Origin of the sequence: Phocaeicola sp. RTP21198st1_B8_RTP21198_201120 (assembly GCF_040929485.1) — a bacterium.
Classification (GTDB): domain Bacteria; phylum Bacteroidota; class Bacteroidia; order Bacteroidales; family Bacteroidaceae; genus Phocaeicola; species Phocaeicola dorei.
Genome location: NZ_JBCOCI010000022.1, coordinates 45,611 through 60,982, shown reverse-complemented (window position 1 = coordinate 60,982; position 15,372 = coordinate 45,611). Strand labels below are relative to the sequence as shown.

The 15,372-nt window shown below is 41.6% G+C and carries 13 protein-coding genes and 1 pseudogene; 3 read left to right on the top strand and 11 right to left on the bottom strand.

The window, feature by feature from the left end:
- Together AB5935_RS10690 and AB5935_RS10685 are read right to left on the bottom strand one after the other, a co-directional pair.
- A pseudogene (locus AB5935_RS10690) lies at positions 1-362 on the bottom strand (Arm DNA-binding domain-containing protein); the annotation flags it as partial.
- Positions 363-617: 255 nt separating this feature from the next.
- Positions 618-1,589, bottom strand: a complete 972-nt coding sequence (locus AB5935_RS10685; protein WP_117682133.1) for a glycosyltransferase family 2 protein — start codon at positions 1,587-1,589, stop codon at positions 618-620.
- A gap of 79 nt (positions 1,590-1,668) precedes the next feature.
- Between AB5935_RS10685 and AB5935_RS10680 the strand changes: the two genes are divergently transcribed.
- A complete protein-coding gene (locus AB5935_RS10680; RefSeq protein ID WP_120053334.1) occupies positions 1,669-2,664 on the top strand; it encodes a glycosyltransferase in 996 nt (331 codons plus the stop codon).
- On the opposite strand, the gene AB5935_RS10675 is transcribed toward AB5935_RS10680, so the two are convergent.
- Genes AB5935_RS10675 through AB5935_RS10635 form a run of 9 tightly spaced genes read right to left on the bottom strand, consistent with a single transcriptional unit; the run spans position 2,636 to position 12,515 of the window.
- On the bottom strand, positions 2,636-3,271 hold the full coding sequence (locus tag AB5935_RS10675) for an acyltransferase (RefSeq protein ID WP_038612431.1): 636 nt from the start codon (positions 3,269-3,271) through the stop codon (positions 2,636-2,638). The genes AB5935_RS10680 and AB5935_RS10675 overlap by 29 nt on opposite strands.
- 4 nt (positions 3,272-3,275) lie before the next feature.
- A complete protein-coding gene (locus AB5935_RS10670; RefSeq protein ID WP_038610371.1) occupies positions 3,276-4,436 on the bottom strand; it encodes a glycosyltransferase family 2 protein in 1,161 nt (386 codons plus the stop codon).
- Between the two features lie 7 nt (positions 4,437-4,443).
- The gene (locus tag AB5935_RS10665; RefSeq protein ID WP_007840249.1) at positions 4,444-5,568 is read right to left on the bottom strand and encodes a glycosyltransferase; all 1,125 of its coding nucleotides are present in this window, start codon (positions 5,566-5,568) and stop codon (positions 4,444-4,446) included.
- Positions 5,565-6,470 (bottom strand): glycosyltransferase family 2 protein, encoded by a 906-nt coding sequence (locus AB5935_RS10660; RefSeq protein ID WP_007832378.1) that lies wholly within the window; start codon positions 6,468-6,470, stop codon positions 5,565-5,567. Before AB5935_RS10660 ends, AB5935_RS10665 begins: the two co-directional genes overlap by 4 nt.
- The gene (locus AB5935_RS10655; RefSeq protein ID WP_038610369.1) at positions 6,451-7,911 is read right to left on the bottom strand and encodes an O-antigen ligase family protein; all 1,461 of its coding nucleotides are present in this window, start codon (positions 7,909-7,911) and stop codon (positions 6,451-6,453) included. The genes AB5935_RS10660 and AB5935_RS10655 overlap by 20 nt, the downstream gene beginning before the upstream one ends.
- A 3-nt stretch (positions 7,912-7,914) precedes the next feature.
- The gene (locus AB5935_RS10650; protein WP_038610367.1) at positions 7,915-10,062 is read right to left on the bottom strand and encodes a GumC family protein; all 2,148 of its coding nucleotides are present in this window, start codon (positions 10,060-10,062) and stop codon (positions 7,915-7,917) included.
- 5 nt (positions 10,063-10,067) lie between these two features.
- Positions 10,068-10,931 carry a TolC family protein gene (locus tag AB5935_RS10645; protein WP_007854004.1) on the bottom strand — a complete coding sequence of 288 codons (864 nt, stop codon included), beginning with the start codon at positions 10,929-10,931 and terminating at the stop codon, positions 10,068-10,070.
- A gap of 36 nt (positions 10,932-10,967) precedes the next feature.
- Positions 10,968-12,143 (bottom strand): sugar transferase, encoded by a 1,176-nt coding sequence (locus AB5935_RS10640; RefSeq protein WP_038610365.1) that lies wholly within the window; start codon positions 12,141-12,143, stop codon positions 10,968-10,970.
- A gap of 6 nt (positions 12,144-12,149) precedes the next feature.
- Positions 12,150-12,515, bottom strand: a complete 366-nt coding sequence (locus AB5935_RS10635) for a response regulator transcription factor (RefSeq protein ID WP_007832386.1) — start codon at positions 12,513-12,515, stop codon at positions 12,150-12,152.
- 355 nt (positions 12,516-12,870) lie between these two features.
- Here AB5935_RS10635 and AB5935_RS10630 point away from each other — a divergent pair, with 355 nt between their 5' ends.
- Positions 12,871-13,605: an NUDIX hydrolase gene (locus AB5935_RS10630; protein WP_008653509.1), complete on the top strand. Its 735-nt coding sequence runs from the start codon at positions 12,871-12,873 to the stop codon at positions 13,603-13,605.
- 174 nt (positions 13,606-13,779) lie between these two features.
- Positions 13,780-15,273: a xylulokinase gene (locus AB5935_RS10625; protein ID WP_038610363.1), complete on the top strand. Its 1,494-nt coding sequence runs from the start codon at positions 13,780-13,782 to the stop codon at positions 15,271-15,273.
- Positions 15,274-15,372: the final 99 nt, after the last annotated feature.

Sequence of the window (15,372 nt, the reverse complement as noted above, 5' to 3'; positions counted from 1 at the left end):
GCGAACTCGGCGTTGTGCTGCTCGAACAGCTTCAGCAAAGTTTCCTGCTTGACGCCGATACCGAGATAGGCGTCTTTGAGTTTGGCGGCGGTAACATAACCATCCGCCTGCATCAGTTCTTGATAGCGGCGGTTTACCTCCACACGGATTTTATCTACCGCAAGGTTGATTCTCTGCGCTTCGACGCTCTTGCCCGAAGCACGGCTGTTCTTCACGTCCCACAAGCGTGGGGGAACGTCCATCTTGCAACTGAACTGTTTAATCTCGCCGTCCACCGTGATACGGCACATCAGAGGCAGGTTGCCGTTCGGCTTCTCGCTGCCTTTCTTCACGTAAAATAATACCTTGAATGTACTACGCATAACTCACTCCTTTTTTTGGTTACAAAATTAGTTATTAGTGAGTTACCGACAGCTATGCAAATCTACGCAAAACACAGAAACAGAACCTTTTAGCAAAAAATCTGCACCCGTTACGGGAGTAACGAGGTGGTAACTGAACTTCTGCACCGTTTGGCTTCGAGGTGGTATTTCGTTGGCTTTGCTCAATAGAAAAACAAAGCGTAACTAACGCTCTATCAGCTAATTCGCTACGCTTTGCCCAAATTTACTTTTTCGCTATGTGTTTATTTTAAACTTTGAATAGTGAGGATAGAGTTTGATAAAGATCTTTGTACCTAAGATTTTAGCGGTAGAAAGCCAAAGCTTACTACTTCCCTGGGCTCTAAAAATATCTTTCCAAGCTGGAAATAGGTTGTTTATCTGTTTTGATTCTTTAGCTAAGTCGGCTGTAATATTGCTTTGTTTGGCTTGAACTAATCTTCGGAACATTCTTTCGAATGCTGGTACTTGTTGGGAAGTTAATATAGGAAATTTTATAAGTTCTGTATATATGGAAAGGTGGGCATAGAATAAATCCAGATGTTTGTCAAATGTATAATTAGACGTGAGTGAAGATTCTCTTATGCGATAATAGTATAGTCCCTTGTCTGAAAGGTAAACTGTTTTTGCTTTTTTACAGAAATCAACAAGGAGCCGTGTGTCTTCTGAAACATGTCCTTCTAAAAAGGTGATATGATTGAATATTTCTTTTTTGAATATTTTATTCCATATGGAATAATGGATGGGACTTCCTGACCACCAGTTGGAGAATATAGCTTCAGTTCCTTTAATATATTGACAATTATTAGTCGGAGTTTCTACATATTTAGTGCTGTGCAATTTGCAAAAAGGATATTGCAGAATATCTATTTCACTATTGTTTATCATAATGTTCATGTTTTCCTCATAAGTGTCTATGTTGATGAAATCGTCAGGATCAATGAAAGTCAAATACTTGCCTTTTATCATTTGTAATCCTATATTGCGTGCGGAACTGACCCCTCCATTTATTTTATGTACCACTTTGACTCTACTATCTTTTTGGGCATAGGTATCACATATTTCTCCGGATGAATCCGTTGAGCCGTCATCTATCAGAATTATTTCATAATCATGATAAGTTTGGATGAGAATACTTTCTATACATTGATTTATGTATTGTTCAACATTGTATACGGGAATGATGATACTTAAAACTATATTTGGCATATAATGAATACTTTGAATTCAAATTTACTTTCTTTTTTTATAATATCAAGTAAATAAATTGCTTATTTTTGTATTGACTATGAATAAAAAATTGGTTAGCATTATTATGCCTGTTTATCAGGCTGAGAAGTTTTTGTGTGATACGATAAATTCCGTATTAGCGCAGACGTATTCCAATTGGGAATTGATATTGGTTGATGATGGTTCTACAGATTCATCCGGAGAAATATGTGATACCTATGCCCGAAAAGATAATAGGATCAAAGTGGTGCATCAATTGAATGCAGGGCAGGCGTCAGCAAGAAATTCAGGTATGGATTTGGCGAAAGGGGATTATATTGGATTTCTTGATAATGATGATTGTTATTATCCGGATACAGTTCGAATATTGGAAAGTAATATAGAGGATGCAGATGCGGATATTGCGGCAGGTTCTTATGTTGCAAGATATGAAAACGGAAAATTCATTCATAATACTCATAGTGGTGCTGTTAATGTATGGAACAATTATGAAGCTATGAAAGAGTTTTTAATAAGAGAGAGTATGGATATTTATGTCTGGACTAAACTCTATAGGAAAACCTTTTTGGACAAATATCATATCAGATTTGAGGTGGGTAGGTGTGATGAGGATTTTTTATTTAATAGTCAAGCTTTTTTGTATTCCTCCCTTACTGTAATGCAAGATTCTCCTATTTATTTATATACTATTCGTGATGCTTCAACTAGTAGAACTTTTAGGGACCAGCAATTTCTGAAATACCTTGAGGGAACTTTTTATAGAGTAAATGAAATAGAACAAATGGTGGTCAAACATTATTCTTCTTTGGCTTATTTGGCAAAGCGTCAAAAAATATTGTATTTGTTTATGATATTGTCGGTCATAGTGAAACACGATAGGAAAAAATATGCAAATTATTATAATGAAGTGATTACCTACCTTCGGAAAAATAAAAGGCAGATGCTGGCGGAGCGTAAATATTGTGGAATTTCCTTTTTAGGAGCCTTATTAATTATAGTGATGCCATCAATTATTTATTTTTATTTTAAACGTTGGAAAGGATACATTTGTTGAATTTTTCCCATGTTTGTGATTGAGGGTTATAGCGTTTGATAATGCGTGCGGGATTTCCTACCGTGACACAATAGTCGGGTATGTTTTGGGTAACCACACACCCGGCACCGATAAAACAATGTTTGCCGATGGTGATTCCGGGCAGTACAATCACGTTGGCTCCTATGATGGTATGTTCTCCGATGTGGATAGGGGAAGTGGTGATACCTTGTTCGATGATACCTTGAGTGATATTCTGATAATTGTGATCTAATCCTATCAGGGCTACGTTTTGTGAAATATTGACCCCGTTGTCTATCCGGATGGGACCGATGACCGTATTGCCGAGTCCTATCCGGCAATAGTCGCCGATTACGATGTCGCCTACGGCATTGTTCAAGCAAGAGAAATCTTCCACTACCGAATATTTTCCCATCTGGAACAGGTGGAACGGTGGAAGGTCTTTCCGTACACTGGAATAAATGACTGAGCCCCGGCCTTTTTTTATGTAGAAAGGCTGCCATACGCGTATCCACCAATAGGGGCGTGTCTTTACCGGATGCATGATGAAACCGTGTATCCGTTTTTTCCATTGCGGGTGTTGCTGTAAGTACTCTTTTATATTCATAATTCTATCCATGCTGTGTATGGTTGAACTTCTGTGCCATTCCTTTCAAGTGAAACAAGTTGAGAAGCATAATGATTACAAAATAAGGTGTCTGCCTGAGGATTCTGCTCATGTATTTATATCTCATATTGGACGGAATGGCCAGGTATAACGCACCGTTCAGCAAGATAAGCAAAATCCACCACTTTATGGAAGAAGTTGGAGAGAAAATGCAGAGAACACATGAAAAGAATCCGATGAGCGCCAACAGAATGCTGCGGGGAGCGATAAAGGCTTGGAGGGTTTTCAGCAGATAATCTCCGTTTCCGTTCAGTAAGGCTGTGGGGAGGTTACGTCCCATTTTTAATGCAAGGAAAAGCTGGGTGGCTATCCAGCGGCGGCGCTGGTTACGCAAGGCATCCGGTTGCCGGACTTTTTCGTCCAATGTTTCTAGGGTGTCTATATATTCAATGTGAATGCCTTGACGGAGCAGGAGTTCTTCCAGTTCTTTGTCTTCGCCCGTACTATGGGTATGGATGATGTTCCGGACAAACCATCGGAAATCGAAAGCCATTCCGGAGCCGGTAAGGGCAGATGAAAATCCCAGCCGGATGTGTCCCTTGCGGAAGATGGAATTGTTCATCTCTTCGATGGCGGCATCCAATAGGGCTATGTCTGTATTCATATTTTTGGCTTTGCGGTGTGTCTGTATGGCTTTTATACCCTGTGAAACTGCCTTATTCAGTTCTTGAAGATAACAGGGTGAGATCAGATTATCGGCATCCAGTATGAGGACATAATCGTATGGCTGGTCTGTGATGGTCTCTGCTGCAATGCGCAGGGCTTTTGCCTTGGAACTTTCCTTTTCATGCAGTTCTATCAAGCTGATGCGTTCTTTGCGCAGTAAGGCATTGGTTTCGGGACGCATGTGGTCGGATATGACTATCAGGTCGTAAAGCTCTGCCGGATAAGTTTGGCGCAGAACGGAAGTGACGCAGGCGTGAATGACCGCATCCTCTTTATAGGCGGGAACAAGGATGATAAAGCGTTGCCGGACAGTAGTCGCGGGATATTTCTTTTGTTTGAAGAAATGAGAGGCGGCAGAAAACAGGACTATATACCCCACACTGACGGAAAGGTAGATATATAGTGTATATTCCATGATATGTATAATTTCCGATAGCATGGGGCTTTTATTTTTTCTTTCTTAAAAGCATATTGAATATCATGCCTGCCGCCAGAAAGGGGATAGCTTTCATGGCTTTGTTGAATTTGCTGTCCACCAAGTAGTTTGGAGTGGCTATTGCCATAGTCAATAAGAAAGTGAGTAATAATCCCCACCATTTTAGGCAGGCGCTCCAGTGGAAGTATACGGACAGGAAACTGAACAGGATGAGGATACCTAGCAGGATGGTGCGAGGGAAAATGAACCATTGCAAAATACGGTCGGCATAATCAAATTTTCCACTTAAAATGGCGCCGGGCAGATTACCGATATTGGTGAACAGGGAATAATATTGGGTTTTAATCCAAGTACCATGTTGGGTATAGAATTTTTTCTTTCCACTATTCTTCAAGGCATATACATGGGTATTATTTAAATATTCCACATATATCCGTTCGCGGAGCAGCAGGGATTCGATGACTTTTTCATCGTCATCGTCTTTTAAATGACGGATGTTTTCTTTGAACCAAGTGAAGTCTATTGCGGTTCCGGAGCCGTTCAGCGAAGCTGAAAGTCCCAAATTGACATGTCCCGCACGAAGAATGGAATTATTGATCTCGTCGGTGATGGCATTCAATATGCTGACATTATTGGGTCTTTCTTGATAGATGCGATGGGTTTGGATGGCATTGGAGCCGCTGGCATACGTATTGTTGACAACTTCAAGAAAATTGGTGTCCACTACATTGTCCGCATTCATGATTAAAACGATATCGTATTGTCCTTCTTGTAATTGTGACATAGCTGCTTTGACAGATTTCATTTTTGAACTTTTCTTGAACCTGGCTTGCAACAGGGTGATGGGATATTGTGCCAGCTGTCTGTTTGTTTCCGGCTTCAGGTGGTCTGAAATGACGATAATGTCATAGCAGTCTATAGGATATTCTTGTTGTAGAAATGATTTGACGGTATAGGGTATGTAGTCATCGTCCTGATAGGCCGGTATCAGAATGGCGAAACGGTGTTTTACTCTTGATTCGGAATATTTGTCGGTGCGGTTGCCTGTTGCCGCTATGGCGTATACCAGCAGGTAAAAAACAGTAAAGGCGCATATCGCGAAAAGTAATAGTTCTATGTATGCTAGAAATATCATGGCTGTTTGTCTTTGTTTCTAAGTTTGAAAAATGCTTTTGTTCCCTCCCAATGTGCTTTGGCTATGGCTTTCTTTCCTTTCCCCAAGGCGGTCAGTATGTTTTTGGGACATACGATCATTGTCTGGTATAAAATGGAAACCGGAAGTTTCCAGTCAAAGAGATTGCGGTAGGCATATAGTAATCTGTTTCTGCTCAGGTAATAGTATTTCAACGGACTTTCTTTTCCGGTGGAGTTGCTGTCCTTGTGCCATATTTCGCAAGCGGGATCGTACCATAGTTCGTAGCCTTCCCTATTGATATAGGTGCACCAGTCCAGTTCCTCATAATATAGAAAATATTCTTCGGGCATCAGGCTAAGCTTGTCTATTATTGTTTTTTTCAGTAACATGGCGGCACCATGCAGATAAGGCGTTTTTTGGGCGGGGTAGTGGCCTTTATTTATTTTCCCTTTGCCTATGGCTCTGTTTCTTAAGGTAATGGGCGAAAGTTGGGTGTATCCTGCAAATTGTATGGCGTGCGGTTCTGCATAATCACGGATTAACGGGGAGACACCTGCTATCTTGTCGGAGGACAGAAGGCGTTTTATCAACAAGGGTATGGCATCTTTGACCATACAAACATCATTGTTCAGCAAGAACAGGTATTTTCCTTTTGCAAGGTTTATACCCAGATTGTTACCTCCGGCGAATCCTAAGTTCTGCTCACTGCGTACGGCTTGGATAAAAGGATATGTTTTTTGTAGCAAGGCGGCTTCATTGGCAGTGGAACCATTGTCAATGACTATCATTTCATAACTGACAGAGAATATAGTGGCTGTCCACGAGTCGATAAATTCGCAGGTGTCGTGAAAACCGTTATAGTTCACGGTGATGACGGATAGGTCAGGCTGCCGGTAGTCCATGTATTTCTGAGTATTGTTTATCTAAATAAGGTCCTAAAAAAACAAAGGTGAAACAGGAATAAATCAAGATTCCGTTAGGAAACTGGAAATAAACCATATTGGCGTAAGAAGCTACCAGTATGCCTGCACAACCGCATAACATACCTGTCAGCGGTCCCCGGATTTCCGGATTTCGGATTTTGAATAAAAGGATGTAGGAGCCCGATAGAAATAGAATGGCATGCATACCCAAAAACACACACAGTCCCACTATTCCCATCTGTTTCCATACATCTACCAGACTGGAGTCTGAAGGACAGATGGAAACGAAATAATATTTGTTATGGGGAGGAACTACTCCGTCTATGGCTCCCATGCCTATGCCGAAGGGCATTTCATCCATGTAGGCATTCAGTGCTTTCTGGTTCTCGAAACGAGCCATCATCGATTGATCCTCTGTGTCAAAGACAGTACGCATACGACGGATCAATTTATTGTTCTCTCCGATCTTGGTGTATTTCAGCATTCCTATCCCTCCGGCAAGCAGGATAAAGGAGATGATGCCTATTTTCCAACTTTTAGACAGGAACAGAAAGAGCCCCAGCCCTGCAATGGGTACTGCTATGGCCGATCGGGTTCCCGATATTAACAGACCATAAAATCCTGCCATACCCACTATTAAATAGAAGAGTCTGAGAAATAGGTTCTTTGTATAGAAAAAAGTAAGCGTGAAAACAGTGCAGGATAATCCCATGCTGGCACCGAAAAGACCCGCGTCAGTGAAAAATGAGAAATAGCGGATACCGGAATGGATAAAATGGGTACGTGCTCCGTAGGCCCACAACCAGCTTAGCTCGGTACTGTCAAAACCTTTGTTCTTTTGCCAATATCCTTTTGCGGCAGCCAGTAGGGTCATGATACCCCATAGTATTAAAAAGTAATGGATAAAAGTGTAGCGATTGCAGTGTATGGATAGAATAATACAGGTCAGAATAGGGTATAAGGCCCAGGGTCTTAAAATACGAAGCCATGCTTCCATGTAAAATTCACCGGTTATACCATTACCTATGTTGATGATACAATATAGCAGCCAGACCAATGTGATGCAGGTATAGACGTTCAGTATTCTTCTGAAATGATGATTGCTTTGCAACTGTTTCAGAAGAATAAGGGCCAACATGATGCCGTAGAGCAAGTCAAAGATATTGGTAATGGCAATAGGGATGGAATGATATCTGTTAATTCCCATTATCAGGTAATTCAGCATAAAGGTGATGGCCAGCAGAATAGCGGGTTTGTTTATGCATATAAAAATAAAAAGCGTGGCAAAAGGTATGAACCCTATTGCAACTCCTATGGCAGGTTTCATGTTGAGGGCTGTCCATAGGCATAAGCACAGCCCGATAATAAAGCTGGCTAGAATTTGACCTGTATGGGTTATATTTATTTCTTTTGCTATCATTATCTATTTTCCTTTGTATTCAATGGCGGTCAGTCCGAGTTGAAACAGCCTGTATTCCATATTCTTAAAGTTCGTGTAAGGAGGTAATTGTCCTGTAAAATCTTCCACTGTATTTCTGTCTGCTTGTGTCAGATAGAAAAGGAGGGGTACTTCTTTTTGTTTAACTTGTAACAAATGTTCATACAGTGCCTGATCCGTATTTTTCCAAGTACGGTTGGCACGGACAACCAGCAGATTGATGGATGCTTCATTTAACAAAGCCGGAGGCAGAGGATTGCTTTTCAGGACCGGGTGTTCGATTAGAAGAATTTCATCCTTTTCCAGATCGGGACATAGTTCTTTCAAATTGTTTGCCTGTACATATTGGCTGTCTTCGCTTAGAAAATCTTCATCGTATGTAATGCGGCGGACGTTTAAGCCGATGTTGTTCCAATATTCCTCTATCAGGCGGGCGACATGGGTCTTTCCGTCTTTCTCTTCTGTACTTAACAAATTGATAACTCGCTGTTCCTGTGTATTTAGATGAGGCAATAAAGCGGTGCTGAGTTGCTTGACGGCCATTTCGTTTATGGCTTTATTATAACGTCTGTATCTTAACTTGCTTTCTTTAGGATATGCGCCGATAACTGTTCCTCCGGTGATTCGTTCTGTACGTATTTTGTCTCTGAGGGTACGGTCCAGTATTTCGATAATCAGAAAATAACCAATGATGAAAAGTAAAGTACCCAGTATGGATGCAAGTATAATCATGCGTGCATTGGTGGGGGAGGAGGTCAATGGAAACAGGGGCGGGTTCATGATTTTTAATGAAGCCGAAGTCATTTCCAGATTCTTTTGTCGCAAGATGGCTGCATTTAAGGCCCCCATGGTAGACATATAGTTGCTTTCCACAAAGCCGATATGCCTTTCTTTCCGGCCCAGGGTGGCGCCGATGGGGGAGAAATAAAGGAAATCTTCATTTAAATTCTCTCTCATTATATCTCGTGCTTCCATTTGGGCTTTAGTCTTTTCGGCAAGGACTATTTGGTCAAGCCACTGGCTGATGAGTGTTTCATAAGATACATTGTTTGTACTTGCAGCTTCAGCACTTAGTTTCAGGGCGAGATTGTTGATGTTTTGTTCGGCGTTACTTAACATGTTTTTTTGTTCCTCCAGTTTCTTCCGGTTCTTTTCGTCCGGAGTGATTTCCATGGTTGAGATCTGAGTGTTCAATTGGGACATTTGATGAAGTTTGTCCATAAACTCATTGTTGGTACGGATCAATTTGGCCACATCACCTAATTTATATTCATAGAAATCGATCAACGCCTTACTGGTAGAGTAATTGACAAGTAAATCATTGTCCATCATCCGGTAAGCAGCGTCCATGCTTGCCACTTGTTTGGTTTGTTCTCCGTAGTTGATGATGCGGTTTTCTATATTGTACTCGATTAAAGAATCCTCGGCGGCAGTCAGCATTTTGCCTAATCTGGCCAGTTCTTCTTGAAAGAACTTGATAACATTGTCTGTTTCTCCATAGCGTAGTTCATGGTATTGTTTGACAAATTCTTCATTCAGTATCTCAAGTGTGTTATAAGCTATTCCCGGATCGTTGGCACTATAAGCAATCTCGATCATATCGCTGTTTCCCAACCTGGCTACTTTTATATGTTGTGAGAGTAGAGGTACGCTGAAATAAGGGTGGGTATAATTGAGTAGTTGGTAGATAAAATTATTGATGGACGGGCGTTCAAAAGCTACCAGATTATGATAGGTTTTCTCTTCGTTTTGCTTGTCTATCAATGCCTGTAACTCTCGTGGAATGCCGGAAACTAGCTGCTGGTAATGTATGGCTGAAATATAACTGGTGTTTCTTTCGGCATCTCCATAAACCAAACAGCGGGCAAGCAGTTTCAGAGATACTATTTTCAGTGTGCGTTCCGTCGTAATGATATTCATTAAATTACTCATGTGCACAGTGGCATTTCTGGTATCGGTGGCATCTACGTTGTATCCGGAGATGATTCCTGTAAAGATGGTGGTTTTCACATCATACGTTTTTTCCAGACTTCTGGTAAGGAACCACGCTATGATACCGGCTATACATGGAAATATAACCATCCACCAACGGATACGATAGATAAACTTGATTATATATTTAAATAATTCCATGTTTCTTATTCCTTTTTGTCTTTTTTCTTACTTTGCCTCTTGTTTTCTTCCTGTTCCTGTATCGTTGTTTCTTGAACGTCCTTTTCTCCTTGTATGGTCAAGATGGGGGTGTGGGAGATTATTTCAAGGGTCAGCAGTTGGTCGTTAATAGTAGAGCGTAGTAAGGCAAAGTCTTGATTAGCGGCAAATTCCTGCTCTTTAGTCTTGGCCACATCATGAATAGAGGTACGTCTGTTTCTATATTCCTGTTCTGCAACAGCCGATGCACCTTTATATAAAGCTATATTTTCAGCTGATCTTTGCAATGTTTCTATATTAGATAAAATCTGAACATATAAATGAGCTATTTGTATTTTAAGAGTTTCGTATGCTTCCTGTTTTCTTAACTCGGCAATATCCACTTGGATTCGCTGGCGCTTGATTCCTCCCCGGAGGTCGAACAGCTTTTCAAAAGGAATACTGATGCCGCCTCCCACGTTCCACGAAGTTTGTTCTGTACCTACATACCTGTAAATAAGTGGGGTGTTGACATCCGTATTGCTGGCCACATTGTCTGCTATACCGTAAGAAGCACTTCCGCCGGCTTGGATAAACCCCAGCCAGTTCCTTTTCTCTTTCGATAGTAACTTTTTCTGTAACAGTTTCTCTTTCTCTAAAATCTGTAAGCTTGGAGTGCTGCGTGCATTCTCATAAAGGACACTTAACGGAGGCAGCTTTATCTTCGCATAATCCACATTCATATTCCCCAATATATCATCTTGTGTCACAAGAGGTTGCTGTACCGGTTGTGTTTGTTGTTCTTCCTGTTGTGCGCTTAAGTGATGGATAGAACAATACATACAGATGACAAAAAGACATACTTTATCCATATAATAAATCCCCTTTTTATTCCTAAAACAAATTATTTAAACATCTCCTTTTTGGACAAAAGCTGTCAAAGTCTTGAACAGGATTTTCATATCCAGAAAAAAGGAGAATTCTTTACCGTATTTCAAATCTAATTCTTTGCGTTCTTTAGCGGATAATTTTCCGGCATCCCCCCGCTTTTCTACCTGCCACAAACCGGTCAGCCCGGCAGGCGCCATGAAGCGTTCGATACTTTCATCGTTTGTCAGACGTTCGGCTTCATAGAGTGGAAGAGGACGGTTACCCACCACAGACATATCGCCTTTCAATATGTTGACCAGTTGAGGTAGCTCATCCAGGCTGTATTTTCGTAAAACGCGTCCTACTTTGGTGACTCGCGGGTCTTTTTCTATTTTTATGAAAGGACTTTCATCCAGTGCGTTTTGTTTGGAAATGAACTCTTCTTCCGGAATGATGAAGTCATCGGAAACCAGCATTCCGCCATTATCTATAACACCGTCATCTCCAAATATCAGCCCTTCTAATTCTTCCATCGAGAAATCTTCGGTAATCTCCGGAATACCTTCCGGCAGGTATTGGTTCTGACCGGAAAGGTCTTTCAGTTTTTTATCGGCGTCCGTATACATGGAACGGAACTTCAGGAAATTAAAAATGGTATAATTCGTTCCTACCCTTTTGGATTTGTAAATAACAGGTCCTTTGCTCTCCAGACGTATGGCTATGGCAGTCAGCAGAAAGACTGGTGACAGAAAAACTAATGCTGTACCGGAGAAAAGAATATCGAAGCAGCGCTTCCATTGGGGAAGGATAAAATGCCTGACGTCTTTTTTCTTCCAGTTATGTGCATATAGCAGTTCCTGCCGTTTATTGATGATGTCTATTTTCTGCCTTAACTGGGCGGTGGTGATGTGCAAACTGACGGTATCGTTTATTCCGCTGTTCAGATAGACTTTGCTGGCTTCGGGACTCAGCCTGTCCGTAATGAGTACGACATATGCCTGATAGAACTTTTTTCTAAAAGCACCGACCTGTTCAATATCTCCGTTCATCTCCCCTTGTTCGTGAAGGACAATGATGTTCTCACGTACTTTCAGCCTGACACAAATTGTAATGGCATCCTGGTAGTTTTGGGCATAAATCATCTGGACATTTTCGAGCTTGCTGAATTTGCGCAAAAAATCCTTGTTCTTTCCTATATAAAGCAGAAAGGTCATGCTGATTTACTCAATAATTTTCTTAATTCTTACTTTTAACTCCATGGGATTGAAAGGTTTGACAATATAGTCTTCCGCGCCTTCTTGTAACAGGCGGATGCGCTCTGTGGTACTGTCTTCGCTGCTTAGCATAATCACCGGAATGTGTTTGAATAGCTGATTGGATTTTATCCATTCCAGAAACTCGTCTCCACGCATTTCGGGCATACGGATATCTGATATAATCAAATCTGGTATGTTACCTTCCTGAAGCCATTTTACTCCTTCGATGCCATTCGGTAACCAAATACAATCATAATCACTGGCCAGATAGATTGAAAGGACTTTTGCAATTGCTATTTTGTCGTCCAAGACCAAAATTTTCTTTCTCATAGAGTAATCTTTAGATTTTAATGGGCAAAAGTAAAGAAAATTATTGTGAATAAACAACTTTATTCTATTAATTTTTTGGCGTAAAGATTGCTTTTTTTTAACCAAACGTCTGAAATAGGAGATTGAATGGAATAAAAGTCCTTTGGAAAAAGGAAAAAAAGAAGACGAGACAATTCCTGTATATTATATATTGTAGTGTATATGATAAGGTTAAGATATTATATTGTATAATAGATGATATTTATTATATTGAAAAATAGTGTTTTAGAACATAATAAAAATAAATATATTGTTTTGTATAATTCAAAAAATAGTATTTATCTTTGCTGCCGGAAATGATAAAAGCCATATTACTATGTCGGAAATAAACCAGACGATTAATTTACATGTATCTGTGGACTGTGTGCTGATTGGTTTTGATGGAGAGCAGTTCCGTGTCCTGTTGGTAAGGCAGGTGGGGAAACAGTCCGAAGACGGATATAATAACATGAAATTGCCGGGTAGCCTTATCTATGACGATGAGGATCTGGATGAGGCGGCCAAACGAGTGTTGAATGAGCTGACGGGACTGAAGAATGTGAAGCTGACACAGTTTAAGGCGTATGGATCGAAAAACCGTACCCGTAACCCTAAGGATGTGTTGTGGCTGGAACGTTTTCATCGTTTGGACGAGAAGAAAATAGACCGCATTGTGACTATCGCTTATCTGACATTGGTGAAGATTGACAGACGGTTCGAACAGCTGTCTGATAAATACGATGCTTGCTGGACGCCTGTGACGGAGGTGAAAAGCCTGGCGTTCGATCATTTCCAGATTTTGCAGGATGCATTGGTACATATACGCCATTATGTGGAATATGCCCCTTCCGTAATGTTCGACTTGCTTCCCCGGAAGTTTACGGCAGCCCAGCTGCGGACTGTCTATCAGTTGATTTATGATAAGGTGTTTGATGTAAGGAACTTCCATAAGAAGATAGCGTTGATGCCATATGTAGTACCTTTGGAGGAAAAACAGGTAGGCGTATGCCACAGGGCGGCACGCTTCTATAAGTTCGATCGTTCAATATATAATAAGTCGGGAACGAAGTGATAACAGACAGATAACTTTAGCCTTGTTGTGATTGCTGTGAGAATACTCCGCCTGGTCGTTTCGGGGAATCGGTACATGCTTTGGGATTCTTCACCGGCCTTTCCTTGGAAGGATAATGCTGATAAGCATCGGGACAGAGACTATTATTTTTAAATTCTTAAATTTTCAATTTAAATGTACCTATTAGGTTATGATATTGGCAGTTCGTCGGTAAAGGCGAGTTTGGTAAATGCAGAAACCGGAAAGTGTGTCTCTTCTGCATTCTTCCCTAAAACAGAGGCTGCTATTATGGCTGCCCGCCCCGGATGGGCTGAGCAGGATCCGCAAAATTGGTGGGAAAATCTGAAATTGTCAACTCAGGCTGTCATGGCCGGGAGTGGGATCGGTCCGGATGGAATTGCCGCTATCGGTATCTCTTATCAGATGCACGGACTGGTTTGTGTGGATAAAGGGCAAAATGTATTACGTCCGGCTATTATATGGTGTGATTCACGGGCGGTTCCATACGGGCAGAAAGCGTTTGAGGCATTGGGGGAAACGCAATGTCTTTCTCATCTGCTGAACTCTCCGGGGAATTTTACCGCTTCCAAACTGGCATGGATTAAAGAGAATGAGCCTGCTGTGTACGAACGTATTTATAAAATAATGCTGCCCGGCGATTATATCGCTATGAAACTGACAGGGGATATTTGTACCACGGTGTCCGGTTTGTCCGAAGGGATGTTCTGGGATTTTCAGGCAAATGATGTCGCGGGCTTCCTGATGGATTATTATGGATTCGACCGTTCGCTGATAGCTGATATCAAACCGACTTTTGGCGAGCAGGGGCGTGTAAATGCATGGGCTGCCAAAGAATTGGGCCTGAAAGAGGGAATTCCTGTAACCTATCGCGCCGGAGATCAGCCTAATAATGCTTTGTCGCTCAATGTGTTCAATCCGGGAGAGATTGCTTCTACGGCAGGAACATCGGGAGTGGTATATGGCGTGAACGGTGAGGTAAATTATGATCCGAAATCCCGGGTGAATACTTTTGCCCATGTAAATCATACCGCTGAGCAGACCCGTCTGGGAGTGTTGTTGTGTATCAATGGTACCGGTATATTGAATTCGTGGGTGAAACGTAATGTGGCTCCCGGAGGTATTTCTTACAGTGATATGAACAGGCTGGCGGCACAGGCTCCTGTCGGCAGTGCCGGAGTAAGTATTCTTCCTTTTGGTAACGGGGCGGAGCGTATGCTGGAAAATAAAGAGACAGGATGCTCTATATGTGGAGTTAATTTTAACTTGCATGGAAAGCAGCATATTGTTCGTGCCGCACAGGAAGGGATCGTGTTCTCGTTTAAATACGGTATTGATATCATGGAGCAGATGGGTATCCCTGTACAGAAGATTCATGCCGGACATGCCAATATGTTTCTCAGTCCTATTTTCCGCGAAACATTGGCGGGAGTGACAGGGGCTGTAATCGAACTGTATGACACGGATGGATCGGTGGGCGCCGCCAAGGGGGCCGGCATAGGCGCGGGTGTTTATAAAGATAACAACGAGGCATTTGCCACATTGGAAAAATTGGAGGTGATAGAGCCTGATGTGGCACAGCGCACTGCTTATGATGATGCGTATGCCCGCTGGAAATCTAATCTGGAGAGAGCGATGGCTGCCTTTTAAGGACCTTCGGATAAAGAAATGGCTATCCGCTTGCGTGTTGAAAAAAGATAGTAGATAAATTAGAACAAGTTATTAAAATAAGTAAAGAATGATGGCTAC

Excerpts from the sequence above, each read along its gene's own strand:
- AB5935_RS10645 (WP_007854004.1), bottom strand. The coding sequence starts at position 10,931 with ATGGATAAAGTATGTCTTTTTGTCATCTGTATGTATTGTTCTATCCAT.
- AB5935_RS10630 (WP_008653509.1), top strand. The coding sequence starts at position 12,871 with ATGTCGGAAATAAACCAGACGATTAATTTACATGTATCTGTGGACTGT.
- AB5935_RS10625 (WP_038610363.1), top strand. The coding sequence starts at position 13,780 with ATGTACCTATTAGGTTATGATATTGGCAGTTCGTCGGTAAAGGCGAGT.
- AB5935_RS10675 (WP_038612431.1), bottom strand. The coding sequence starts at position 3,271 with ATGAATATAAAAGAGTACTTACAGCAACACCCGCAATGGAAAAAACGG.
- AB5935_RS10640 (WP_038610365.1), bottom strand. The coding sequence starts at position 12,143 with ATGACCTTTCTGCTTTATATAGGAAAGAACAAGGATTTTTTGCGCAAA.
- AB5935_RS10685 (WP_117682133.1), bottom strand. The coding sequence starts at position 1,589 with ATGCCAAATATAGTTTTAAGTATCATCATTCCCGTATACAATGTTGAA.
- AB5935_RS10660 (WP_007832378.1), bottom strand. The coding sequence starts at position 6,470 with ATGGACTACCGGCAGCCTGACCTATCCGTCATCACCGTGAACTATAAC.
- AB5935_RS10680 (WP_120053334.1), top strand. The coding sequence starts at position 1,669 with ATGAATAAAAAATTGGTTAGCATTATTATGCCTGTTTATCAGGCTGAG.
- AB5935_RS10650 (WP_038610367.1), bottom strand. The coding sequence starts at position 10,062 with ATGGAATTATTTAAATATATAATCAAGTTTATCTATCGTATCCGTTGG.
- AB5935_RS10665 (WP_007840249.1), bottom strand. The coding sequence starts at position 5,568 with ATGATATTTCTAGCATACATAGAACTATTACTTTTCGCGATATGCGCC.
- AB5935_RS10670 (WP_038610371.1), bottom strand. The coding sequence starts at position 4,436 with ATGCTATCGGAAATTATACATATCATGGAATATACACTATATATCTAC.
- AB5935_RS10635 (WP_007832386.1), bottom strand. The coding sequence starts at position 12,515 with ATGAGAAAGAAAATTTTGGTCTTGGACGACAAAATAGCAATTGCAAAA.
- AB5935_RS10655 (WP_038610369.1), bottom strand. The coding sequence starts at position 7,911 with ATGATAGCAAAAGAAATAAATATAACCCATACAGGTCAAATTCTAGCC.